Source organism: Kitasatospora sp. NPDC101447, assembly GCF_044767225.1.
Classification (GTDB): domain Bacteria; phylum Actinomycetota; class Actinomycetes; order Streptomycetales; family Streptomycetaceae; genus Kitasatospora.
Genome location: NZ_JBIWNL010000023.1, coordinates 1 through 22,421, shown reverse-complemented (window position 1 = coordinate 22,421; position 22,421 = coordinate 1). Strand labels below are relative to the sequence as shown.

The 22,421-nt window shown below is 73.6% G+C and carries 27 protein-coding genes; 17 read left to right on the top strand and 10 right to left on the bottom strand.

Going from position 1 to position 22,421, the window contains the following annotated elements; all coding sequences use genetic code 11:
* The first annotated feature begins 13 nt into the window (after positions 1-13).
* The 10 genes from ACIRST_RS27590 (at position 14) to ACIRST_RS27545 (ending at position 8,944) form a co-directional block, all read left to right on the top strand.
* Positions 14-973 carry an ATP-binding cassette domain-containing protein gene (locus ACIRST_RS27590; RefSeq protein WP_396550593.1) on the top strand — a complete coding sequence of 320 codons (960 nt, stop codon included), beginning with the start codon at positions 14-16 and terminating at the stop codon, positions 971-973.
* 121 nt (positions 974-1,094) lie between these two features.
* Entirely contained in the window at positions 1,095-2,390 is a 1,296-nt protein-coding gene (locus ACIRST_RS27585) for a DUF445 domain-containing protein (protein ID WP_402805110.1), read from the top strand.
* Between the two features lie 15 nt (positions 2,391-2,405).
* The gene (locus ACIRST_RS27580) at positions 2,406-3,545 is read left to right on the top strand and encodes an adenosine deaminase (protein ID WP_402805108.1); all 1,140 of its coding nucleotides are present in this window, start codon (positions 2,406-2,408) and stop codon (positions 3,543-3,545) included.
* A 178-nt stretch (positions 3,546-3,723) separates the two neighbouring features.
* Positions 3,724-4,281, top strand: a complete 558-nt coding sequence (locus ACIRST_RS27575; protein WP_402805107.1) for a YlcI/YnfO family protein — start codon at positions 3,724-3,726, stop codon at positions 4,279-4,281.
* Between the two features lie 92 nt (positions 4,282-4,373).
* Complete coding sequence (locus ACIRST_RS27570; RefSeq protein ID WP_350521844.1) at positions 4,374-5,213, top strand: DUF4097 family beta strand repeat-containing protein; 840 nt, start codon at positions 4,374-4,376, stop codon at positions 5,211-5,213.
* The gene (locus ACIRST_RS27565; RefSeq protein WP_350521845.1) at positions 5,213-6,139 is read left to right on the top strand and encodes an ATP-binding cassette domain-containing protein; all 927 of its coding nucleotides are present in this window, start codon (positions 5,213-5,215) and stop codon (positions 6,137-6,139) included. The genes ACIRST_RS27570 and ACIRST_RS27565 overlap by 1 nt, the downstream gene beginning before the upstream one ends.
* Positions 6,136-6,906: an ABC transporter permease gene (locus ACIRST_RS27560; RefSeq protein ID WP_402805104.1), complete on the top strand. Its 771-nt coding sequence runs from the start codon at positions 6,136-6,138 to the stop codon at positions 6,904-6,906. The genes ACIRST_RS27565 and ACIRST_RS27560 overlap by 4 nt, the downstream gene beginning before the upstream one ends.
* Before the next feature lie 107 nt (positions 6,907-7,013).
* Entirely contained in the window at positions 7,014-7,601 is a 588-nt protein-coding gene (locus ACIRST_RS27555; RefSeq protein WP_402805102.1) for a hypothetical protein, read from the top strand.
* 78 nt (positions 7,602-7,679) lie between these two features.
* Positions 7,680-8,027 (top strand): hypothetical protein, encoded by a 348-nt coding sequence (locus tag ACIRST_RS27550; RefSeq protein WP_402805100.1) that lies wholly within the window; start codon positions 7,680-7,682, stop codon positions 8,025-8,027.
* A 212-nt stretch (positions 8,028-8,239) separates the two neighbouring features.
* A complete protein-coding gene (locus ACIRST_RS27545; RefSeq protein ID WP_402805098.1) occupies positions 8,240-8,944 on the top strand; it encodes a DUF5995 family protein in 705 nt (234 codons plus the stop codon).
* 194 nt (positions 8,945-9,138) lie between these two features.
* On the opposite strand, the gene ACIRST_RS27540 is transcribed toward ACIRST_RS27545, so the two are convergent.
* Entirely contained in the window at positions 9,139-9,984 is an 846-nt protein-coding gene (locus ACIRST_RS27540) for an NAD(P)H-binding protein (protein WP_350521850.1), read from the bottom strand.
* 84 nt (positions 9,985-10,068) lie between these two features.
* On the opposite strand from ACIRST_RS27540, the gene ACIRST_RS27535 reads away from it, so the two are divergent.
* Entirely contained in the window at positions 10,069-10,716 is a 648-nt protein-coding gene (locus tag ACIRST_RS27535) for a TetR/AcrR family transcriptional regulator (RefSeq protein ID WP_402805097.1), read from the top strand.
* A gap of 43 nt (positions 10,717-10,759) precedes the next feature.
* Here ACIRST_RS27535 and ACIRST_RS27530 read toward each other — a convergent pair whose 3' ends face one another.
* Both ACIRST_RS27530 and ACIRST_RS27525 read right to left on the bottom strand, forming a co-directional pair.
* A complete protein-coding gene (locus ACIRST_RS27530; RefSeq protein ID WP_402805095.1) occupies positions 10,760-11,599 on the bottom strand; it encodes an NAD(P)H-binding protein in 840 nt (279 codons plus the stop codon).
* A gap of 224 nt (positions 11,600-11,823) precedes the next feature.
* Positions 11,824-12,810 carry a zinc-binding alcohol dehydrogenase family protein gene (locus ACIRST_RS27525; RefSeq protein WP_402805093.1) on the bottom strand — a complete coding sequence of 329 codons (987 nt, stop codon included), beginning with the start codon at positions 12,808-12,810 and terminating at the stop codon, positions 11,824-11,826.
* Positions 12,811-12,919: 109 nt separating this feature from the next.
* Between ACIRST_RS27525 and ACIRST_RS27520 the strand changes: the two genes are divergently transcribed.
* Positions 12,920-13,312: an ArsR/SmtB family transcription factor gene (locus ACIRST_RS27520; protein WP_402805091.1), complete on the top strand. Its 393-nt coding sequence runs from the start codon at positions 12,920-12,922 to the stop codon at positions 13,310-13,312.
* A 124-nt stretch (positions 13,313-13,436) separates the two neighbouring features.
* Here the strand turns inward: ACIRST_RS27520 and ACIRST_RS27515 are convergent, their stop codons facing one another.
* Positions 13,437-14,015: a hypothetical protein gene (locus ACIRST_RS27515; RefSeq protein WP_402805089.1), complete on the bottom strand. Its 579-nt coding sequence runs from the start codon at positions 14,013-14,015 to the stop codon at positions 13,437-13,439.
* A gap of 207 nt (positions 14,016-14,222) precedes the next feature.
* Positions 14,223-14,990 carry a CDP-alcohol phosphatidyltransferase family protein gene (locus tag ACIRST_RS27510; RefSeq protein ID WP_402805087.1) on the bottom strand — a complete coding sequence of 256 codons (768 nt, stop codon included), beginning with the start codon at positions 14,988-14,990 and terminating at the stop codon, positions 14,223-14,225.
* Positions 14,991-15,442: 452 nt separating this feature from the next.
* Between ACIRST_RS27510 and ACIRST_RS27505 the strand changes: the two genes are divergently transcribed.
* Both ACIRST_RS27505 and ACIRST_RS27500 read left to right on the top strand, forming a co-directional pair.
* Complete coding sequence (locus tag ACIRST_RS27505) at positions 15,443-16,018, top strand: NUDIX hydrolase (protein ID WP_402805085.1); 576 nt, start codon at positions 15,443-15,445, stop codon at positions 16,016-16,018.
* Positions 16,019-16,123: 105 nt separating this feature from the next.
* Positions 16,124-16,807, top strand: coding sequence for an HAD family hydrolase (locus tag ACIRST_RS27500; RefSeq protein ID WP_402805083.1), 684 nt, complete (start codon positions 16,124-16,126; stop codon positions 16,805-16,807).
* 53 nt (positions 16,808-16,860) lie between these two features.
* On the opposite strand, the gene ACIRST_RS27495 is transcribed toward ACIRST_RS27500, so the two are convergent.
* Together ACIRST_RS27495 and ACIRST_RS27490 are read right to left on the bottom strand one after the other, a co-directional pair.
* On the bottom strand, positions 16,861-17,562 hold the full coding sequence (locus ACIRST_RS27495; protein ID WP_402805081.1) for a YidC/Oxa1 family membrane protein insertase: 702 nt from the start codon (positions 17,560-17,562) through the stop codon (positions 16,861-16,863).
* An 80-nt stretch (positions 17,563-17,642) separates the two neighbouring features.
* The gene (locus tag ACIRST_RS27490) at positions 17,643-17,936 is read right to left on the bottom strand and encodes a DUF6412 domain-containing protein (protein WP_350521860.1); all 294 of its coding nucleotides are present in this window, start codon (positions 17,934-17,936) and stop codon (positions 17,643-17,645) included.
* A 356-nt stretch (positions 17,937-18,292) separates the two neighbouring features.
* On the opposite strand from ACIRST_RS27490, the gene ACIRST_RS27485 reads away from it, so the two are divergent.
* A complete protein-coding gene (locus ACIRST_RS27485; RefSeq protein ID WP_063349249.1) occupies positions 18,293-18,577 on the top strand; it encodes a type II toxin-antitoxin system Phd/YefM family antitoxin in 285 nt (94 codons plus the stop codon).
* The gene (locus tag ACIRST_RS27480) at positions 18,570-18,992 is read left to right on the top strand and encodes a type II toxin-antitoxin system VapC family toxin (RefSeq protein WP_350521861.1); all 423 of its coding nucleotides are present in this window, start codon (positions 18,570-18,572) and stop codon (positions 18,990-18,992) included. The genes ACIRST_RS27485 and ACIRST_RS27480 overlap by 8 nt, the downstream gene beginning before the upstream one ends.
* Here the strand turns inward: ACIRST_RS27480 and ACIRST_RS27475 are convergent.
* The 3 genes from ACIRST_RS27475 to ACIRST_RS27465 form a co-directional block, all read right to left on the bottom strand.
* The gene (locus tag ACIRST_RS27475; RefSeq protein WP_402805078.1) at positions 18,979-19,584 is read right to left on the bottom strand and encodes a hypothetical protein; all 606 of its coding nucleotides are present in this window, start codon (positions 19,582-19,584) and stop codon (positions 18,979-18,981) included. The two genes, ACIRST_RS27480 and ACIRST_RS27475, sit on opposite strands and share 14 nt — an antisense overlap.
* An 83-nt stretch (positions 19,585-19,667) precedes the next feature.
* The gene (locus ACIRST_RS27470; protein WP_402805076.1) at positions 19,668-20,756 is read right to left on the bottom strand and encodes a Gfo/Idh/MocA family oxidoreductase; all 1,089 of its coding nucleotides are present in this window, start codon (positions 20,754-20,756) and stop codon (positions 19,668-19,670) included.
* A 9-nt stretch (positions 20,757-20,765) separates the two neighbouring features.
* Entirely contained in the window at positions 20,766-21,515 is a 750-nt protein-coding gene (locus ACIRST_RS27465) for a MarR family winged helix-turn-helix transcriptional regulator (RefSeq protein ID WP_402805074.1), read from the bottom strand.
* Between the two features lie 245 nt (positions 21,516-21,760).
* On the opposite strand from ACIRST_RS27465, the gene ACIRST_RS27460 reads away from it, so the two are divergent.
* Positions 21,761-22,318 (top strand): carboxymuconolactone decarboxylase family protein, encoded by a 558-nt coding sequence (locus tag ACIRST_RS27460; protein ID WP_402805072.1) that lies wholly within the window; start codon positions 21,761-21,763, stop codon positions 22,316-22,318.
* The last annotated feature ends 103 nt before the right edge of the window (positions 22,319-22,421 follow it).

The window sequence follows — 22,421 nt, the reverse complement described above, 5'->3', positions numbered from 1 at the left end:
TCGAGGAGCTTCCATGGCACTGATCGAACTCCAGGACGTCCGGCGCAGCTTCACCGTACGGGCCCGCGCCGGCCGGTTCAGCCGCACCAAGCGCGAGGTGCGCGCGGTGGACGGGCTCAGCTTCACCGTCGACGCCGGCGAGTGCGTCGGCTACATCGGGCCCAACGGGGCCGGCAAGTCCACCACCATCAAGATGCTCACCGGCATCCTCGTCCCCAGCTCGGGGCGGCTGCGCGTGGCCGGGGTCGACCCGGCCCGCGAACGCGTCGCGCTGGCCCGTCGGATCGGCGTCGTCTTCGGGCAGCGCACCACCCTCTGGTGGGACCTCCCGCTGCGCGACTCCTTCGAACTCGCCCGCCGGATCTACCGCATCCCCGACACGCGGTACCGCGAGAACCTCGACCGCTGCGTCGAACTGCTCGACCTGGCGGGCCTGCTGGACACCCCCGTGCGCCAGCTCTCGCTCGGCCAGCGGATGCGCGGCGACCTCGCGGCCGCGCTGCTGCACGACCCTCAGGTGCTCTACCTGGACGAGCCGACCATCGGCCTGGACGTGGTCAGCAAGGGCAAGGTGCGCGAGTTCCTGCGCGAGGTCAACCGCGACCGGGGCACCACCGTGCTGCTCACCACCCACGACCTGACCGACATCGAGCAGCTCTGCGGCCGGGTCATGGTGATCGACCACGGCCGGGTGGTGTACGACGGCGGGCTGGAGGGTCTGCACACCACCGGGCGCAGCGAGCGGACGCTGGTGGTGGACCTCGCCGAGTCCCGGGCCCCGATCGAGGTGGCCGGGGCGCGGGTGGTCAAGGTCGAGGGGCCCCGCCAGTGGCTGGCCTTCCCGGCGCAGCAGAGCGCCGCGCCGATCGTGGCGGCGGTCGCGGAGCGGTACCCGCTGGTGGACCTGTCGGTGCGTGAGCCGGCCATCGAGGACGTGATCGCCCGGATGTACGCCGAGGTGGCGATCGGCTGAGCGGCGCGCCGCCCGCGCCTCCCGGCCGCCGTGCCGCCCGCACGGCGGCCGGGAGCGGTCCCGGGGCGCGTGATCGCGGGGGACGCCCCCGTACGCGCCGGGTACCGGGCAGACTGGCGGGGTGAGTGACGATGCCTTCCGCGGGACCGGCCCCGGGTTCCGGTTCACCGCGGCCGACGAGCAGAAGAGACGCGGCGTCCGCCGGATGAAGACCATCGCGACCGGCCTGCTGGCCTTCGCGACCCTGGTCTTCGCCCTCTCCACCTGGGCCGATGCGGCCGGTGCCGGTTCCTGGGCCGGCTACGTGGCGGCCGCCGCGGAAGCGGGCATGGTGGGCGCGCTGGCCGACTGGTTCGCGGTGACCGCGCTGTTCCGCCGCCCCTTCGGCCTGCCGATCCCGCACACCGCGATCATCCCGACCAAGAAGGACGCCTTCGGCCGCTCGCTGGGCGACTTCGTCGGCGAGAACTTCCTCTCCGGCCAGGTGGTGCGCGGGCGACTCGCGGCGCTCGGCATCGGCCGCCGGCTGGGGGAGTGGCTGGCCGCGCCGGGCAGTGCCGAGCGGGTCACCAAGGAGGCCTCGGCGGCGCTGCGCGGCCTGCTCGCGGTGCTCCGCGACGACGACGTGCGGGCGGTCGTCGCCGAGGCGGTGACCCGGCGGGCGGCCGCGACCTCGGTGGCCGAGCCGATGGGCCGGATGCTCGGCAAGGTGGTCGCCGACGGCGGGCACCACGGCGTGGTGGACCTGGTGGCGGTCCGGGCGCACGACTGGCTCACCGCCAACCACGAGGAAGTGGTGCAGAAGGTCACCCAGAAGACGCCGGGCTGGACGCCCAGGTTCATCGACCACCAGGTCGGCGAGCGGGTCTACAAGGAGCTGCTGCGCTTCGTCACCGACATCCGGGACGACCCCGACCACCCGGCCCGCGGCGCGATCGACAACTTCCTCGTCGACTTCGCGGCCGAGCTGCAGACCGACCCGGAGACCATCGCCCGGGTCGAGCGGGCCAAGGGCGAGCTGCTGGCCCGCCCCGAGGTGCAGGAGCTGATCAACTCCACCTGGGCGGCCGTGCGCGGCCTGGTGATGGGCGCGGCCGAGGACGAGGACAGCGAGCTGCGCCGGCGCATCCGCGAGCGTGTGCGCCGCTTCGGCGAGCGCCTGGCCACCGAGCCCAAGCTGCAGGCCAAGGTGGACGGCTGGGTGCAGGACGCCGCGCAGTACCTGGTCGACACCTACCGGGCCGAGATCACCTCGCTGATCTCGGAGACGGTGGCGGGCTGGGACGCCGACGAGGCCTCCCGCAAGATCGAGGCCAACGTCGGCCGCGACCTGCAGTTCATCCGGATCAACGGCACCGTGGTCGGCGCCCTGGCCGGGCTGCTGATCCACACCGTGACGGTCGCGCTCGGAGGATGAGCCGGGAGTCGGCCTATGCTTGCCAGCACAGTCGGAACGCGCGTAGAGGCGCGGAGAAGGAAGAAGGGCACCGCCGTGGTCCAGCCGGACGGAAGTCGGATCGGAAACCCCACCGGGAACACCGGTAGCAGCAGCGGCATCGAGGCGTTCATCGCCGGGATGCCCAAGGCGGAACTGCACGTCCACCACGTCGGCTCGGCCTCGCCGCGCGTCGTCGCCGAACTGGCCGCCCGGCACGCCGGCCAGTCCAAGGTGCCGACCGACCCGGCGGCGCTCGCCGAGTACTTCACCTTCACCGACTTCGCGCACTTCATCGACGTGTACCTGAGCGTGGTGGACCTGGTCCGCGACGCCGAGGACGTCCGGGCGCTCACCTACGGCGTGGCCGAGGACATGGCGCGCCAGAACATCCGGTACGCCGAGCTGACCATCACCCCGTACTCCTCGGTCAAGCGCGGCATCCCCGACGTCGCCTTCATGGAGGCGATCGAGGACGCCCGGCTGCGCGCCGAGAAGGAGCTCGGCGTCGTGCTGCGCTGGTGCTTCGACATCCCGGGCGAGGCCGGTCTGGAGTCGGCCGAGGTGACCGCCCGGCTGGCCACCGAGCTGGCCCCCGAGGGCCTGGTCAGCTTCGGCCTGGGCGGCCCGGAGATCGGCGTGCCGCGCCCGCAGTTCAAGCCGTACTTCGACCGGGCGCGGGCGTCCGGCCTGCGCAGCGTCCCGCACGCGGGCGAGACCACCGGGCCGCAGACGGTCTGGGACGCCATCCGGGAGCTCGGTGCCGAGCGCATCGGGCACGGCACCCAGGCGGTCAAGGACCCGGCGCTGCTCGACTACCTGGGCGAGCACCGGATCCCGCTGGAGGTCTGCCCGACCTCCAACATCGCCACCCGGGCCGTGGAGCGGATCGAGGAGCACCCGATCAAGCAGATGGTGGACTCGGGCCTGCTGGTGACGGTCAACAGCGACGACCCGCCGATGTTCGGCACCGACCTCAACACCGAGTACGCGGTGGCGGCGCGGCTGCTGGGCCTGGACGAGGCCGGGGTGGCGGGTCTGGCCCGCAACGCGGTCGAGGCCTCCTTCCTGGACACGGCCGGCAAGGCCCGGCTGGTCGGCGAGATCGACGCCTACCTGGCGGGCTGGCAGCGCTGACCCTCCCCGCGGGGCCGACGCCCCCGTCGTGAACCGCCCCGTCGACCTCGGTCGGCGGGGCGGTTCCGTTTCGGCGGGGTGGTTCCCGTTCGGTGCCGCACCACCCCTCCGGCCGATGGTGCCAAAGTGGTGCCACAAGTGACTCGACATGGCGCCACCCCTGTGCCATGCTTGAGCCATGGACCTCACGCCGTACGTCGAAAACCTCCGGAACGAGCTCGCGGTGGCCGCTGCCGCCGGCGGGGACGAAGCCCGCGCGCTGGCCGACCGGCTGACGCTCCCGCTGGAGTCGGCCGTACGGCTCACCCTGCTCAACGCGCTCTCGGCCGCCATGGGCGAGGTCACCCGCGACCTCGCGCCGGGCTCGGTGGACGTGCGCCTGCGCGGGCTGGACCCGGAGTTCGTGGTGACCGCACCGCCCGGCTCCGACAGCTTCCACGGCGACGCGCCGACGGCGGTGCCACCGGCGCCGCCCGTGGTGCCACCGGTGGTGCCGGCGGTGCCGGAGTCGGACGAGAGCGGCACCGCCCGGATCAACCTGCGCCTGCCCGCCAACCTCAAGGCCCGGGCGGAGGAGGCCGCCGGACAGGAGGGCGTCTCCCTCAACGCCTGGCTGGTCCGGGCCGTCGCCGGCGCCCTGGAGGGCGGCCGCCAGCCGGCCCGCCCGGTCGCCGACCCCGGCGCCCGAGCCCCGCGCGGCGTCGGCGGCCAGGGCTTCACCGGCTGGGTCCACTGACGCCTGCGCACCACCCACACCCCTGCACCTTCGACGTCACCCCCGCTCCGACCAGCGGGAACACCTACACGAGCCAAGAGGACGGGACAGCCATGCCTACGTACGAGACCGACGGACCGATCTCCGCGACCCTGGAGTTCGAGATCGGCTCGGTGTGGATCCGCGCGAGCAAGCGCACCGACACCGCGGTCGAGATCCGCCCCGCCAACGCGGCCAGGGACGCCGACATCAAGGCCGCTGGGCTGACCCAGGTCGACTTCTCCGGCGGTCGGCTCACCATCAAGGGCCCCAAGCAGCGCACCGTGTTCTCCAACAAGAAGGGCTCGATCGAGGTCGTCGTCGAACTGCCGGCCGGCTCCGAGGTGCACGCCGAGTCCCCGATGGCGGACTTCGTCACCGAGGGCCCGCTCGGCGACTGCCGGGTGAAGGCCTCCATGGGCCGGATCCAGGTCGACCGGGCCGAGAACGTGCGGCTCAAGACCGACCACGGGGACATCCGGCTCGGCGCGGCCACCGGCGACGCCGAGGTGTTCGGGGCCGGCCGGATCGAGGTCGGCACCGTCGAGGGCCGGCTCACGGTCAAGAACAGCAATGGCGACACCGAGATCGACGAGGTGCACGGCGAGCTGGCGGCCAACGCCTCCAACGGCCGGATCCACGTCGGCGACGCCGGGGCGGGAGTGGACGCCAAGACGGCGAACGGCCACATCCGGATCGGCCGGGTGGTGCGGGGCAAGGTCACCGTGCAGTCCGGCGTCGGGGACGTGGAGGTCGGCATCGCGGAGGGCACGGCGGCCTGGCTCGACGTGCACAGCAAGTTCGGCGCCGTCCGCAACACCCTCGGTGCGGCCGAGGGCCCGGGCGAGGCCCGGGAGACCGTCGAGGTCCGCGGCCAGACCCAGGTCGGCAGCATCACCATCCGGAGGGCCTGATGGCGGCGATCTCCGCCGTCGGGCTGACCAAGTCCTACGGGGACAAGGCCGTCCTCAAGGGCATCGACCTGGACATCCCGGCGGGCAGCGTGTTCGCGCTGCTCGGGCCCAACGGCGCCGGCAAGACCACCACCGTGCAGATCCTCTCCACCCTGGTCCCGGCCGACGGCGGCTCCGCCCGGGTGGCCGGACACGACGTGGCCCGGCAGGCCGACGGGGTGCGGAAGGCGATCGGGGTGACCGGCCAGTTCTCGGCCGTGGACAACCTCCTCACCGCCGAGGAGAACCTGATGCTGATGGCCGACCTCAACCACCTCCGCCGTCGGGAGGGGCGGAGGCGGGCCGAGGACCTGCTGCGGGCGTTCGAACTCACCGACGCGGCGCGCAAGCCCGTCGCCACCTTCTCCGGCGGCATGCGGCGCAAGCTCGACCTGGCGATGACCCTGGTCGGCGACCCGGAGGTGATCTTCCTCGACGAGCCGACCACCGGGCTGGACCCGCGCAGCCGGCGCACGATGTGGGAGATCATCCGCGGACTGGTCGCCGACCACGGGGTGACGATCCTCCTCACCACCCAGTACCTGGACGAGGCCGACCAGCTCGCCGACCGGATAGCCGTCCTGGACGGCGGGCGGATCGTCGCCGAGGGCACCGCCGAGGAGCTCAAGCGGATCGTCCCCGGCGGGCGGATCCGGCTCCAGTTCGCCGACGCCCGCCAACTGGCGGCCGCCACCACACTGTTCGACTACGCCGCCGCCGACACCGAGGCACTGCGGCTGGACATCCCGGGGGACAACTCCGTCCTCACGGTGAAGGCCGTGCTGGACGCCCTCGACAACGCCTCCGTACGGGCCGAGTCGCTGGTCGTGGAGACGGCCGATCTGGACGACGTGTTCCTCACGCTCACCGGGGAGGGCGCGCGATGAGCGCGACGACGAGCTACGCGGTCAGCGACTCGCTGACCATGCTGCGCCGCAACCTGAAGCGCGCGCAGCGGTACCCGGCGATGACCTTCTCGGTCGTGGTGATGCCGGTGATGATGCTGGCGCTCTTCAACTACGCCTTCGGGGGCGCGCTGGGAGCGGGGATCGGGGGCGGCAGCTACATCGACTACGTGACGCCGGGGATCGTCCTGATGACGGCGACGGCGGGCTCGGTCGCCACGGCGGTCGGCGTCTGCGTCGACATGACGGAGGGCATCGTCAACCGCTTCCGGACGATGTCGATCTCGCGGTCGGCGTTCCTCGCCGGACACGTGGTCGGCAGCGTGGTCCAGACGATGATCGCGCTGCTGCTGGTGATCGGCGCGGCCTTCGCGATGGGGTTCCGGTCGAGTGCCGGGCCGCTGGAGTGGCTGGCGGCCGCGGGCCTGCTGATGTTCGTCACGCTGGCGCTGACCTGGATATCGGCGGGCATCGGGCTGGTGTCCAAGACCCCGGAGAGCGCGAGCAACACGCCGCTGCCGCTGACCTTCCTGCCCTTCATCGGCAGCGCGATCGTCCCGCCCGACTCCATGCCGACGGTGCTGCGCTGGTTCGCCGAGTACCAGCCCTTCACACCGATCATCGAGACCCTGCGCGGCCTGCTGACGGGCACCGGGATCGGCACCAGCGGGTGGAGCGCCCTCGCCTGGTGCGCCGGACTGACGCTGCTCGGCTACTTCTGGTCGCGGAGCGTCTTCCACCGGCGGTGACGGGGGTACGGCCGGCGGCCGCGGCCCGGGTGACGGAACCACCGTCGCCCGGGCCGCAGGGTGTGCCCGTAGTAAAGTCCGGGCAAAAGTTCACCCAGGGGGAGCACATGGCAGCGGTCGCGTGGCACAGACGGATCGAGTGGTGGTTCAGGGGGGCGGCGCTGGTCGCGTTCCTGGCCTACCTGTCGGGCCACCAAGCCTCCCGCTCGGGCGGGCTGGTGGAGGTCGAGCGCTGGCTGAACCACCCGGTGCTGCTGCTCGGGGCGGCAGCGGTGATGCTCATGGTGTCGATGCTGGTCCAGTTCGAGTTCCGAGAGCGGTGGGCGCAGCTCGGCTGCGCCGCCATCCTCTCCCCGCTCATCATGGTCTCGGTGGCGATCGGTGCCGTCACCTACTTCCTCGGCGGCGACGGCCGGTTGATGGAGCGCAAGCCCGATCCGGGCAACCCCGAGCACGTCCTGACCATCACCGACATGGCCTTCTCCATCGACCCGGTCTACCGCGTGGAGCTGCTGACCGGCAGCGGTTGGACGGCCCGCCACTGGAACCTGGGCACCTGGGACGACGGCGACGGCTTCCTACGGGCCGAGTGGTCCGGGTCGAACCGGATCACGGTGATCACGAGGAACGAGATCAGGGAGTACCCGGTCAAGCGGGACGGCCGACTGGGCGAGCCGGAGGTCACGCCCCGCTAGGTGCCCCGGAGTTGCCGTGCGGGTGCGGGCTGCGGGGTGCGGGTGGGGCTGCGAGGGCGGCGTCGCCATACTGGCGGGATGGAACCCGAGCGCTGCCCCGACCTCGTTCCCGGCCTCGGCCCTGCCGTCGCCCGGCCCGACCTCGGTCTTGATGATGCCGAGGGGAGTGCCGAGCAGCCCGGCCTGGACGAGATCGAGCGCTGGTTCGCCGCCGTGGCGGACGGCCGGGTCAGCCGGGACGAGGCCGATCGCTGGGCGGGGCGCTGGTTCCTCGACGACGAACTGCGCTGGGACGAGCTGTCCCTGTGGGCGCTGGGCCTGTTGTACGGCATCGACCTGCCGGCCGGGCCCGGCGGACCGTACCTGCACGACGACGCGCAGGTACGGGGGTGGCTGGCCGAGTTGAGGCGCCGCCGCGGCCGGTGAGGGCGGTGACGTCGGGTGTCGGGCGCCGGCTGTCAGGTGCCGGGGCCGGTGCCGGGTCGAGGCGCACCGCGCAGGCGGCGAGGACGTCGACCGGCGTGAATGTGCGGGCTCCGTCGCAGAGCCTCCCCGGCTTCCGGTGGTCCGTGCACTATCTTTCGTGCTTGTGTCGACACGTTCCGTAATCGCACGATCCGCCCCACGGAAGGCCTGTGATGACCGCCCAACTCCCCATCACCATCGACGGGGTGATCTCCCGCATGGAGGAGATCGACGCCGAACTCGACCGCCACGACGGCGTGGCCTGCTTCAACCGCGTCTATCTGAAGGTCACCAAGCTGGTCAAGGAGCACGTCACCGCCGGGACCTTCAAGGACCCCGCGTTCCTTGAGCGGATGGACGTGATCTTCGCCGGGCACTACCTCAAGAACGTCGACGCGGCCAAGGCCGGCCGTCCGACCGAACTGCCCTGGCAGCCGCTGTTCGAGGCGCGCGGCAACCGGGTCATCTGGCCGATCCAGTTCGCCCTGGCCGGCATGAACGCCCACATCAACCACGACCTCGCCCTGGCCGTCGTGGAGACCTGCAAGGAGCGGAGCACGGCCCCGGAAGTCGCGCCGGTCCACGAGGACTTCGAGAAGGTCAACGACCTGCTCGCCAGTGTCGAGGCGGAGATCCGGGCCGAGTTCGAGCTGCAGATCGTCAAGGTCGCCACCGCGCCGGCCGAGCAGCTCAAGCACGCCGTCGCCGCCTTCAGCATGTCGTCGGCCCGCGAGGTCGCCTGGCTCAACGCCACCCAGCTCTGGGAGGCGCGGAACAACCCCGTCAAGTACCAGGTCCAGCTGACCGCCATGGCCGGGGCGGTGAACGCCACCAGTCGCATGATCCTCGCCCCGGTCGTTCCGCCGCCGGCCGACTAGCGGTCGGAGCCCGACCGCCCGCGCCTGCCCGCCCGTTCCACCCATCTGCTCGCGGCGCCCGCCGGTCCGGCCATCCGCCTGTCCGACTGTCCGGCCATCGGCATGTCCGGACGCCCGCTCGACCCGCCCGCCCGGCTTCCGGGCGGGCGGGTCCTTCGTCGAGGGCGGGCTGGTCCCGCCGTGAGCCGCCGCCGCTACCGGAACGCGGGCAGGTTGCGCTCGACCCATGCGTCGAACGGCGCGGCCGGGCGCCGGAGCACCGCCGCGACGTCGGGGCTGACCGCCAGTTCGGCCGGGAGCGGGACCCCGAGGACGTCCAGGGTGCCGGGGATGACCTGCTCCGGCATGAACCGCGCCAGGTGGGCGTGGGCCTCCTCGCGCGACAGCTCGACGAAGGTCACCTCCTCGTCCAGGGCCTCGGAGAGGGCCGCGGCCTGTCGGCGCGGGCTGATGGGCTCGGGGCCGGTCAGTTCGTACGTGCGGCCCGCGTGCCCGTCCTCGCGCAGCGCGACCGCCGCGACCGCCGCGATGTCCGCCGGGTCGACGACGGGCAGGGCCACGTCGCCGAACGGGGCGTGGACCGTGCGCCCGGTGCGGACTGTCTCGGCCCAGGCGAAGGCGTTGGAGGCGAACCCGCTGGGGCGCAGCACGGTGAAGTCGAGTCCGGAGCCGCGCACGGCGGCCTCGAACTCCCGCAGGCGGGCGTGCGACGGCGCGTCCGGCCGGGTGGCGCTGACCTGCGAGGAGACCAGGACGATCCGTTCGACCCCGGCGTCCGCGGCGGCGTCCAGCAGGGCGTTCGGGCTCTCGCCCCGACTGTTGAGCTCGCCGGCCAGCAGCAGGAAGAGCGCACGGGCTCCTTCGAGGGCGGGTCGCATGCTCGCGGCGTCACCGACGCCGCCCTGGGTCCATCGGACACCGGTCTGCGCGGGGGTGGGCTGCGGCTGCCGCGACACGGCCACCACCTCCTCGTCCGCCCCTGCCAGCAGCTCCACCAGCGTCCGCCCGATGTTTCCGGTGGCTCCCGTCACTGTGATCATCGAGATCCCCTCCCAAGTGAGTTAGTTGGCTGACTTAGAAAGACCGTAGCATGCGGCCACCGGCGGCTGTCTATAGTCAGTTGGGTGACTGACTCAGTGAATCGACGTGTCCGGGCGTCGCAGAAGCGCCGGCGACTCGCCGCGGCCGCGGCCCGCGTCCTCCATGAGCAGGGCGTCGAGCGCACGACCCTCGCCGACATCGCGCGCGAGGCGGACGTCCCGGTCGGGAACGTCTACTACTACTTCAAGACCAAGGACGAGCTGGTCCGCGCCGCACTGTCCGAGCACGGCGCACACCTGGACGAACTGGCCGACGCGCTGGAGCGGTCGGAGGACCCGCGGGAGCGCCTCAAGGCGCTGGTCCGGGCCTGGATCGACCAGCGTGACGTCGCCGCCCGGTTCGGCTGTCCGACCGGCACCCTCGCCGCCGAACTCGACAAGCGGGCCGACGGGGTCCTCGACGCGGAGGCCGGCGCCGTGATCCGGCGCCTGCTCGACTGGGTCGGGAGCCAGTTCCGACTGCTGGGCCTGCCCGATCCGGACGACCTGGCGCTCACCCTGGTCGCCGGCTACCAGGGCATGTCGCTGCTGGCCAACGCCCTGCGCGACCCGGACGTGATGACCCGCGAGGGCGCCCGCCTGCTGCGCTGGCTCGACGCGCTGGCGGTGCCGGCGATGCCGGAGGCGCCTGAGGTGCCTGACGTTCCTGGGGCGCCTGAGGTGAGTCGCTGAGCCTGGCCCGCGCGGCGCTGGGCCCGACCTGCACGGCGGGCGGCTAGCGGAAGTCCGCCGCGTGGTCCCGCACCCAGCTGCGGAAGTCGCGCGGCGGCCGTCCCAGCACCCGCTCCACGGTGTCGGTCACCCGCTCCGGCTCGCGTGTGAACGACTCCCAGGCCCGCAGTCGGGAGTCCACGAACGCCGCGTCCCCCCAGGCCGCCGTCAGTCGCTCGCGGGCGGCCGTCTGCGGCGCCAGCTCCTCCCACCGCACCTCGGTGCCCAGCTCCTCGCCGATGATCCGCGCCAGCTCGGCGTGCGAGAGCGACTGCGGCCCGGTGACCACGTACGCGCCGCCGTCGTGCCCGTCCTCGGTGAGCGCCCGCACCGCGACGTCCGCGATGTCCCGCTCGTGCACCAATGAACGGCGCGCCTGCCCGTACGGCCAGCGGACCACGCCCTCCCGCACCTGGTCGGCCCAGGCGAGCAGATTGCCCGCGAAGTCGATCGCCCGGACGAAGGTCCAGCCCAGGCCCGACCGGCGGATCAGCCGCTCGATCTCCTGGTGGAAGATCGCGGCCGGCTCGTCGTCCGCGAGGTCGGCGACGTCCGCCGACAGGTAGACCACGCGCTCGGCGTGCCGGGCGATCAGCTCGACGACCCGGGGCTCCACGGGCAGCCCGGGCCACATCAGGTAGACCGCCTCCACCCCGTCGGCCAGTGCCGGCTCCAGGCTCTCCGGCGCGGTCAGATCGCCCCGTACGGGATCGACTCCCTTGGGCAGCACGACCTTTGATGGGTCCCGCACCAACGCCCGTACCTCGTGGCCGCCTTCGGCCAGCGAGGCCACAACGTGCCTGCCCACACTGCCGTTTGCGCCGATCACCAGAATCTTGGTCATGCCCGCCCCCAACGCGGGCCGGGCGGAAGGTATGCCCCCCGGCCCCGGGCCCGGCACCCCTGGCCCCCGGCATCCGACGCCGAGGGCCTTGCACGGGAAGTCGGCCAGACCGACTTCCCGTGCAAGGCCCTGCGGGTGTTCCCGGCGCGCCGGTCAGGGTTGCGCGGTGCCCGTGCTCGCGGCGCCCGGGCTCGCGGCGCCCAGGTCCGCCGCGCCCGGTGGGCTCAACCGCCCACCCGTACCACGTACTTCCCGGTCGCCCGCCCGTCCGCCATCGCGTCGTGGGCGGCCGGGACGGCGGCCAGGTCGGGCAGTTCGGTGACCGGCAGCTTCAGGCCGCCGTCGGCCATCAGGTCGACGGCCCGGCGGATGGCCCGGGCCAGGCGCTCCGGCGCGGTGGCGGCCAGGAAGCGGTGACTGAAGCCGGTGACGGTCAGGTTGCCCGCCATCAGCCGCCCGAGCGGCGGCAGGTCGGCGACGGCTCCGCCGCCCGCGTTGCCGAACAGGACGATCCGGGCGCCGGGGGCGGCCACGGTGAGGTCGAGCTCCAGGGCCTCGGTGCCCAGCGGGTCGAGGACGAGGTCGACGCCCCGGCCGCCGGTGGCGGCCCGGATCGCTTCGGGCAGTGCCTCGTCGCGGGCGAAGGCGTGGTCGTAGCCGGAGGCGATCGCGGCGGCGGCCTTCTCCGGCCGGCCGACGGTGCCGATCAACCGGCCGCCGCCGAGCAGCGGGACGAGTTGGGCGACGGCGTGGCCGATCCCGCCGCCTGCCGAGTGCACCAGGACGGTGTCACCGGCGTCGAAGCGGCCGGCGTCGGTCAGCAGCAGCACCGAGGTGGCCAGGCCGAGCGGTACGGCGGCGGCCTCGCGCAGCGCCACGCCGTCCGGGAGCGGCACGGTGAGCGCGGCCTCCGCGACGACCACCTCCGCGAGCCCGGCGCCGACCGGAGCGGCCACGACCCGGTCGCCCGCGGCCAGGCCGGTGACTCCCTCGCCGACCTCCCGGACCGTTCCGGCCACTTCCTTGCCCGGTCGGTGCGGCCACTCGGTGGCGTACGCGGCATCGCCGCGGCGGGTCATCACGTCCACGAAGTTCAGTCCGGCGTAGGCGACGTCGATCGCCACCTGCCCCGGTCCGGGGCGCGGTGCCTCGACCTCCCGGATCTGCGAGTTCTCGCCTCCGCCGGGCGCGGTCATCACCAGTGCACGCATGTCGGTCCCCCTCCGATACGATGTTCGACGAACTACGAAATTGACGCGGCACAGTGGTACCACGCCATTTCTATGGATGTCGAACATCGCAGATCAGGGAGGTCTGACCATGCCTCGCAGCACCCGCCGCCGACCGGCGCTCGCCCACCCCGCGACCGAGGAGATCGACCTCTTCGACGTCCTGCACGCCCTCTCGGACCCCACTCGGATGACCATCGTCCGGGTCCTGCGCGCCGAACCCGAACGGGCCTGCGGCACCTTCCCGGTGGACGTCGCGCCCTCGACCCTCAGCCACCACTTCAAGGTGCTGCGCGAATCCGGCCTGATCAGCCAGCGCGAGGAGGCCAACCGGCGCTTCTCCGCACTGCGCACGGTCGACCTGGAGCGGCGCTTCCCCGGCCTGCTCGACACCGTCCTCGCCGCCCACGGCCGCACCGGGGACGACTCCGTGCCCGGTGCCGGTGCCGGTGGCGGCGGGGACGTGGGCGGCCAGAAGGGCTAGCGGGCCTCGGCGCCGTCGCCGCACGGTCCGCCGTCGCCGTACGGCCGGGCTCCGCCGCGCGCGCCGGTGCAGGAGCGGTCGGCAGCGGGCCATTGCCTCCGTGCCCGTCGATGTCGGCGGGCCGTCAGGCCGAGCGGGGGAGTGGCGTCGTCGCCGCGACCCGGTGGCGGCGGTGGTACGACACCGTCACGGCGGCCAGCAGCGGGGCCCAGGCGACGGTGGGAAGGTAGAGGAAGCCGACCAGGAAGTGACCCGGCCGGGTCATGTCCGTGCCCGGCATGGCCCACCACCCGGCGAACGGCGTCCAGAGCACGGCCAGCCCGGCGGCGCCGAGCGAGGCCGCGAGGACCACCGCACGAGGATTGACCGGGCGCCCGCCGACGAACGGGACCCAGCGCGGCGGCACCGTGCCCCAGGGGCGGACCAGTCCGATGGTGAGCAGGGCCAGCGCCTCCGTGAACAGGCTCAGGAAGACCGGCCACACCGCGCCCCACCCGCTGAAACCCATCGCCCGGTACCCCGCGTCGGTGTACCCGCCGTGCCAGCCCGCGACCAGCCCGAGCCGCCACAGCCCGGCCGGCAGCGCCGTGACGGCCGCGACGTGGGCGGCGCGCACGGCCCACCGGGGCGGTGCGGGCACGACGGCGAGGGCGCGAGCGGCGGCGGAGGGCCGGGTGTCGGCGGAGGGCTGGGGCGTCGTCATGTCCCTACCCTCCCGCCGGGCCCCGGCCCGCCGCGTCCACCCGGCGACGGGCTTCGCCGGCGCTCCTCCCCCGGGTGGGGGAGGGCGCCTCACCCCGGCTGCCGGGCGCCTCACCTGCGGTGCCGGGGGCGCCTCGCCAGGGCTGCCGGGGTGTCTCACCTGCGGTGCTGGGAGGGCGCCCGGCCGTGCCGCCGCGGGGCGGTGCGCTCAGCGCAGCCGCGAGGACGACAGGATCGACGCCAGGTGCGCGACCACCATGCCCCAGGTGATCACCGTGATCGCCGCGAGCGTCGCCCGCGTCGCGTCCAGGTTGCCGAGCCCGGAATCCACCACGGCCGCCGCCAGCAGCACCAGCGAGGCCTCGATGCCGTTGGTCACCCGGTGGATCTTGAACACCGAAGCGAGCCGGCGGGCCGTCGCCATGCCCTGCGAACGCGGCTGCGTCGACTCCTCGTCCGCCGGCGGCTGACCGCTGCGGGCGCGGGCCACGTCCACCAGGTCCGTCGAGGCCTTGAGCAGCACCACGCCCAGCGCGGCCGCCAGACCCGCCGACACCCACAGCTCCGAGCCGCCGCGTGCCGCCCGGACACCCGCGCCGATCATCAGCGCGGCGTCCGCCAGATAGGCGCCGAGCCGGTCCACGTACACCCCGGCCATGCTGAACTGGCGCTTCCAGCGCGCCACTTCGCCGTCCACGCAGTCGAAGAGCAGGAACAGCTGGAACAGCACGGCCGCCAGGGCCGCGCCGGTCAGGCCCGGGATCAGCAGGGCCGCGCCGCCGCCGACCCCGCACACCACCATCACCCAGGTCAGGGTGTTCGGCGAGACCGAGGTGCGGACCAGCTGCCGGGTGGTCCGCAGCGAGATCGCCCGCATGTACAGCCGACCCGCCCAGTGCTCACCGTTGCGGCTCTGCAGCTTGGCCTGCGGCTGGCACACCTCGCGCAGCTCGGCGAGTGCCGGAGCAGCCACCATGACGACATCCCTCCACCTGTCCCGTGACGATCAGCACAGGCTACGGCCTCCCGGTAACGCCCCGACCAGCCGGTACGGCACCTGCGGGCCGGCCGGCAGGACGCCCGTGGACCAGGCCGGCGCGACGCCCGTGGACCGGGCCGGCGCGACCTCCCTGGACCGGCCGGCATGGCCGGTGCGGCCGGGCGAAAATCGGTGGGCCCCCGACGAGCCCCGGGCTAGGCTTCGCGGGTTCGCCGGAACCGGAAGCCCCGGGCCCGACCACCGTTCCCCGCAAGCCCGTTGACGTCATCAAGCCCGACGACGTCACCAGGCCCGTCGACGCCATCAGGCCCGTCGACGTCACCAGGCCAGGGCCGTTCCGACCCGCCTCGGAGCCGTCCGGCCGGATCCGGGACGACGGCGGCGACAATCCCGGACCGGGCCCGCAGCAGAACGAGGAGTACAGATCCATGGTGACCACGGGCAGCCCGTCGTACGGCCCCGACCTGGCCCGACTGCTGGACGACCACCGACCGCAGGGCCCGGAGGAGACGGCCGACCACGAGCGAGCCCGCAGCCTCCTCGGCGCCGCCGACCCCTGGAACCGCGGCACCTTCCCCCTCCACTTCACCGCCTCCGCGCTGATCGTCCACCCGCCGACCCGCCGCGTCCTGCTGCGCTGGCACGTCCGCCAGCAGGCCTGGCTGCAGGTCGGCGGCCACGGCGACCCGGGGGAGACCCGACCGCTGGACATCGCCCTGCGCGAGGGCCGGGAGGAGACCGGCCTCGCCGACCTCACCCCGTGGCCCGACGCCGCTCTGGCCCACCTCGTCGTGGTCCCCGTCCCGGCCTCACCCGTCGAGCCCGCCCACGAGCACGCCGACCTGCGGTTCCTCCTGTCGACCGGGACCCCGGACCGGGCCCGGCCGGAGAACCCGGCCTCCCCGCTGGAATGGCTCACCGTCGAGGAGGCCGTGCAGCGGACCACCGAGGACAACCTCCGCGAGACCCTCGCCCGCGTCGCCCGCCTGCTCCCGCCCGCCTGACGGCCCCCGCGGCCGTCTGACGCCCCTCGCGCGTCCGACGGCCGCCCGCCGCCCGCTCTCGCCCGCTCCCGTCCATCTGACGACCCTCGCCCTGGAGACCACCGGATGCACACCGACCAGATCCTCATCTTCGACGCCGACGACACCCTCTGGGAGAACAACGTCCTCTTCGAGCGGGTCATCGACGGCTTCCTGGACTGGGTCGCCACCCCGGCCGACCGGGACCGCACCCGCTCCCTCCTGGACGGCATCGAAGCCGCCAACTCGGCCACCCTGGGCTACGGCGCCACCGTCTTCCGGCAGAGCCTCGCCGACTGCCTGCAGCAACTGAGCGGCCGCACCCCCTCCGCGGAGGAGCTCGCCCGCATCGACGAACTCCTCACCCCGCTGAACAGCCGGCAGGTCGAGCTGATCCCCGGCGTCGCCGACACCCTCACCGCCCTCGCCGACCGCCACCACCTGCTGCTGCTCACCAAGGGCGACCAGGACGAGCAGCAGGGCAAGGTGACGGCGTCCACCATCGACCACCACTTCCGGGGCATCCACATCGTGGCCGAGAAGTCGGTCGACACCTACCGGCAGCTGACCGCGGACCTCGACCTCGACCCGGACCGCACCTGGATGATCGGCAACTCGCCCAAGTCCGACATCGCCCCCGCCCGCCGGGCCGGCCTGCGCACCGTCTACATCCCGCACGAGCACACCTGGGTGCTGGAGCACGAGGAGCTCGGCCCGGACGCGGCGACGCTCCGGCTCGGGGCCTTCCCCGAGCTGCTGCGCCACTTCTGATCCGGACGGCGGGCCGAGCCGGACCGAGCCGAGCCGGGCCGGGCCGGGCCGAGCTAGATGGTGAGCGCCGTCACCGGGGCCTGCGCCCCGTCCCGGTACAGCCACGCCCGTTCGGCGGCCGACCACACGCTCGTCGTCAGCAGGTAGAGCGCGGCGGCCACCGGCACCAGCGTCGCGAACAGCACCGACCCGAACGACAGGTACGGCAGCAGCCCCGCCCCCGGCTGGGGGGTGGGCTGCGCCGCGGCTGCGGCCGTCGCACGCCGGGCCCGGCGGAAGTTGACGACCCCGACCGCCGCCAGCCCCGCGTACAGCAGCCCGAACACCGCCAGCTGCCCGGCGCCGTGCGCACCGCCGACGTGCAGGCCCAGCGGCACGCCGAACAGGGTGTGGTCGAGCAGGTCGTTCGGGGTGGTGAACAGCCGGTACATCACCGAGAAGAACGGGATCTGCACCAGCACCGGCAGGCACCCCGCGAACGGCGACACCTGCTCCTTCCGGTACATCTCGGTCAGCGCCTCCTGCAACTTCTCCGGGCGCTTCTCGTGCTTCTTCCGCAGCGCGGCGACCTGCGGCGCCAGCCGCGTCCTGGCCTTCTCCCCGCGCGACGCCGCCCGGGCCAACGGGTGCAGCGCGAGCCGGACGGCAACGGTGAACAGCACGATCGCCAGCGCGGTCGGCATGACGTGGGCGATGGCGGCGACGACGGCGTGCGCGGCGGCGACGGCCGGGTCGAGAACAGCGAGTACGGACATGGTGGAGCGAGCCCTCCGGGGTCTCGGAACACGAGTGGTCGGCGGAGGACGGCCGCGAAGACGAACGGAACTACCGGGGCTTACGCGGCCGCCAGGGCCGCACCCGGCGCCCTGGGGCGTCGCCTGCCCCGGGCGTCCGGATCACGCTGCGGAAGGAACGCCGTACGGAACGCCCGGCGCCGCAGCACCCCGCTGCGCACCGCCGCCGGCGCCCGCGGCCCCAGGAGCCGGGCCCCGGCCAACGCCCCGGCAACCGCCCCGGCCACCAGCGCCACGGCAGCAACGGCGGCAACGGACGCCAGCGACCCGCTCTCGCTCACCAGGTTCCCGGTCAGCACCCGGAGCAGCCCGAGCAACATCGCGACAACAGCCACGGCCCGTGCCCTCCTCAGTGTCTCGCCGGCTCCCGGACGTACAGCACGACGATCCTACGACCCACCGGGTTCCCGCGGCGTACGGAATCCCGTCACGGCACATCCCGGGCGTCCACAAACACACGCGTGCCCCCGCCCGCCTCCGCCGCCACGGACGGGCCCGGGGTGGGCGGTGCGTCCTGGCCGTGGAGCCACGGGTTCCGGTCCTTATCGTCGGTGCCGGCCATGAACAGAAGCCCCCCTCTGCGTGAAACCATCGGTGCCCGAACCTAGCGGACGGGGCACGGCCAGGAGGCGCTTTCGCGGGGGCGCGCGGGGTGTAGCCATCGGTGCTACGCGGGGCTACCGTGGATGGTATGAAGACGATTACCCAGCGGGAGTTCCGGAACAACTCCGCCGCGGTGATGGACGCCGTGGAGGCGGGGGAGACCTTCCACATCACCAGGAACGGGGTCGAGGTGGCGGAGTTGCGGCCGGTGTCCGGGCGACGGCGGCTCACGGCGGAGGAGCTGGTGGCGCGGCACGTGAAGCTGCCGCGGGTGGACTACCAGCAGATGCGCAAGGAGGCCGAGGAGTACTTCGGACCCGAGGAGCTGGTGGGGGACGAGGGCGACGATCCGTTCGAGCGGCGGCGTGGCTGAGCGCCGCAGGGCGTCCCGGCGGCGGCCCGCCGGGGTGCTGGACACCTGTGTCTACATCGACCTGGCGCTGCTCAACCCGGCGGACCTGCCGGCGGTGCCGGAGCTGACCGCGATCACGTTCGCGGAGTTGCAGCAGGGCGTGTCGATGGCCCGGGACCCGGCGAGCCGGGCGGCCCGGCTGGAGGTGTTGGGCGCGGCGATGGCCGACTTCGATCCGCTGCCCTTCGACGCGGCCGCCGCCGCCCGCTACGGGACGCTGGTGACCCTGACCATCGCCGCCGGCCGGCAGCCGCGGCCGCGTCGGATCGACCTGATGATCGCCGCCGTGGCCTCCGCCCACGGGCTGCCGCTGTACACGCGCAACGTGGCGGACTTCCGGGGGCTGGGTTCGGCGGTGGAGGTCATCGGGTTGTGAGGGCGGCGGTTCCGTCCCGTTCGACGCGGTCGGCGAGGGCGGCGGCGAACCGCAGGGCCGCGCGCCGGCTGCGGCTGCGCAGCAGGATGACGTTGTTGTCGCCGCCCTTGCCCCGGTCGGGGCCCGCGGCGGCGCCGACGGCCCAGCGCGGGCGGTCGGCGAGCCGGAGGGCCAGCCAGCGGAGGCCGGCGTTCAGGCCGACGAGGACGACGTAGAGGACGAACAGGACGAGTCCTTCGACGCCACCGCCGCTGAGGTCGGTGGGCGGGACGGGGTCGTAGCCGTCCAGCGGCTTGCGGGTGGCCCGGAAGCGGCCGAGCCACACCACGGCGATCCGTACGGGCTCCTCGTCGGGGCCGGCGACGTCGAGGTAGCCGATCGACCCGGCCCGCTTGCCCTCTGCCCAGGCATTCCGTTCGGCGGCGATGGACGCGGTCCGCTGGTGTTCCCGGGTCTCGGTCTCGACGACCTCCTGGCGCTTCGTGAACTCCGCGGTCCAGGCCTTCTCGCGCTTCTTCTGCTCGGCGGACCACGCCCGTTCGCGTTCGCGACGCTCGTCGGTGCTGATCTGCCACCCCCGCTGACTGTTCATCCGCTCATCCTAGGAGGCGGGTCGGCGGGAGCGGCAGGCTCCGGCGGGCGGCAGATCCTGCCGGAGCCTGCGCGGGGTGCCCGTCAGCCCAGGCGGACCGCCGTCCCGGTGGCGGCGGAGGTGCGGGCGGCCTCCAGGACGGTGAGGGTGGCCACCGCGTCGCGCGGGTCGACCGGGGGCGGGGTGCCCGGGTCGGCCAGGGCGGCGGCGATGCCCGCGTAGTAGGCGGGGTAGTCGCCCGGGTCGGTCGGGAGGGAGATCGCGGACTCGTCCGTGCCGAGGGTGCCGTAGTGCCCGGGCTCGTCGGCGCCCCATGGGCGGGTGCCGTCGGGGCGCAGGCCGGCCCGCAGGTCGGCTTCCTGCGGGTCCATGCCGGGCTTGACGTACCCGGCGGCGTCGCCGAGCACCCGCAGCCGGGGGCCGATCAGCGGGGTGATGGCGCTGGTCCACAGGTGCGAGCGGGTGCCGGAGGCGTGGGTGAGGGCGAGGAAGGCGTCGTCGTCCACGACCGCGCCGTCGCGCCGCACGTCGATCTCCGCGTACACCGTCTCGACCGGTCCGAACAGGGTGAGCGCCTGGTCGACCAGGTGACTGCCCAGGTCGTACAGGGTGCCGCCGACCTCGGACGGGTCGGCCAGCTCGCGCCAGCCCGGCTTGGGCTTGGGGCGGAAGCGCTCGAATCGGGACTCGAAGCGGTGCACCCGGCCGAGCGCGCCGCCGCGCACCAGGCGGCCGACGGTGAGGAAGTCGCCGTCCCAGCGCCGGTTCTGGAAGACGGAGAGCAGGACGCCCCGCTCCTCGGCGAGCCGGCAGAGCTCCTGCGCCTCCGCGGCGGTGCCGGCCAGCGGCTTGTCCACCACGGTGGCCAGGCCGGCCCGCAGGGCGGCGCGGGCGAGCGGGGCGTGGGTGCGGTTGGGGGAGGCGATGACGACCAGGTCGAGCGCGTCCGGGTCGGCGAGCAGCTGCTCGGGGGTGTCCACGGCGCGGGCGTCCGGGTGTTCGCGTGCCAGCTGCTCGCGGCGCTCGGGGTTGGCGGTGACCACGGCGTCCAGCCGCAGCCCCGGCGTGGTGGCGATCAGCGGCGCGTGGAAGGCGGAGCCGGCCAGGCCGTAGCCGATCAGGCCGACGCGCAGCGGCTGTTCGGGCAGGGGGCGGGAGGTCTGCGGGTTCATGAGGCCTACTCAATCACGGGGCGCCCGGTTGCTCCCGGTTTGGTGCACGGCGTCGGGGAGCGCCGACCGGTCCCGGGCGGGGGCGCGGTGCCGGAGCGCGGACGGCTCCTGGACGGGGCCGTCGTCGCGGGCGCCGCCGCGGGCGTCGTCGGGGAGGACCGCCGGCTCGTGGTCGGGGCAGTCGACGCGCAACTGGCCGTCGCCGAACGGGGCGTCGACGAAGTCGCAGTGGTGCGGGGCGTGCGGGTCCTCGGGGTGGGCGTCGGGCCGGTAGAAGCGGCAGGTGACGCAGGTGCGGGAGACCGGGACGGCGCCATGGCGCTGGAGCGCGCGGATCATCGTGGTGGTGCCGCGGAGCATCGCGGCCACGGTGTCCCCGTCGAGGGCGGCGAGCGCCTCGCCGAGCGGCGGCGGGACGACGGCGAGGCGTTCGGCCTCGGCGCGCCCGGCGTCGGTGAGGGCCAGTGTGACGGCGCGCGAGTCGGCCCGGTCGCGTTGACGGTCCACCAGTTCCTTGCCGACGAGGGCGCGGACGGCGTCGCTGACGGTGGGTGCGGTGGAGGCGAGTGCGGTGACGATCTCGCCCTGGCGGCGGGGCCGCCGGTCGCCGGCCAGGAACAGCAGGATGTCGGCCTGGAGCGGGGTGAGCCGGACCGGGCCGGCGTTGTGCCAGGTGCTGAGGCGGACGGCCTGGCCGAGTCGGGTGAGCCCGATCAGCAGTTGCTCGCTGGGGGAGAGTCCGGGCAGCGGATCCGCCATGGTGTCCGGTCCTCTCCTCTGGTCGGCCTGCCGCCCGGGCGGCTCGGCCGTCGGGTCCGCTCGGCTGTCGGGTCCGCTCGGCCTTCGGGTCTGTCCGGCCGTCGGGCTCGCTCGGCGTCCGGGTCGGGTGGTCGGCGTGCGATGGGCGCCCTTGCATTCTAGGCAGTGCCAACTATATTTGGCTCTGCCAACAATCACTTGGCACTGCCAATGAAAGTCAATCGCAGCGAACGGAGAGCACAGCCATGCCCCGACTCGGCACGATCGACCCCGCGACCGCCGAACCCGCCGCCAAGGCCCTTCTCGACAAGGTCGAGCGGGCCCTCGGCGTGACGCCCAACATGATGCGCGCCATGGCCTCCTCGCCCGCCGTCCTGGAGGCCTACCTGGCCTTCGGCGGCGCCCTGGCCAAGGGGCGCCTCGGTGCCGGCCTGCGGGAGCAGATCGCCCTGGTCACCGCCGTCGAGAACGCGTGTGACTACTGCTACGCCGCCCACCACGTCCTGGGCGCCCGCGCGGGCGTCAGCCCGGCCGACCTCGCCGCCGGCGGCCACGCCGGGGCCGCCGACCCGAAGGAGGCCGCGGCCCTGCGGTTCGCCCGCACCGTCCTGCGCAGCAAGGGCTTCGTCTCCGACGAGGACCTCGCCGAGGTGCGCGCGGCCGGCTACGGGGACGGCGAGATCGGCGAGATCATCGGCGCGGTCGCGCTGAACTCCTTCACCAACTGGTTCAACTCGGTCGGCCGGACCGAGATCGACTTCCCGGTCGTTCCGCTGCCCGAGCCGACGCCGGCCGGCGCCTAGACCGACGGCTAGGTGTACTGACCACGGAGGTTGGTGACGGGGTTCACGGCGCGGTGATCTTGAAATGAGTGAGGGCCTTCTGGCTCGGTGTGGATTGCGACAT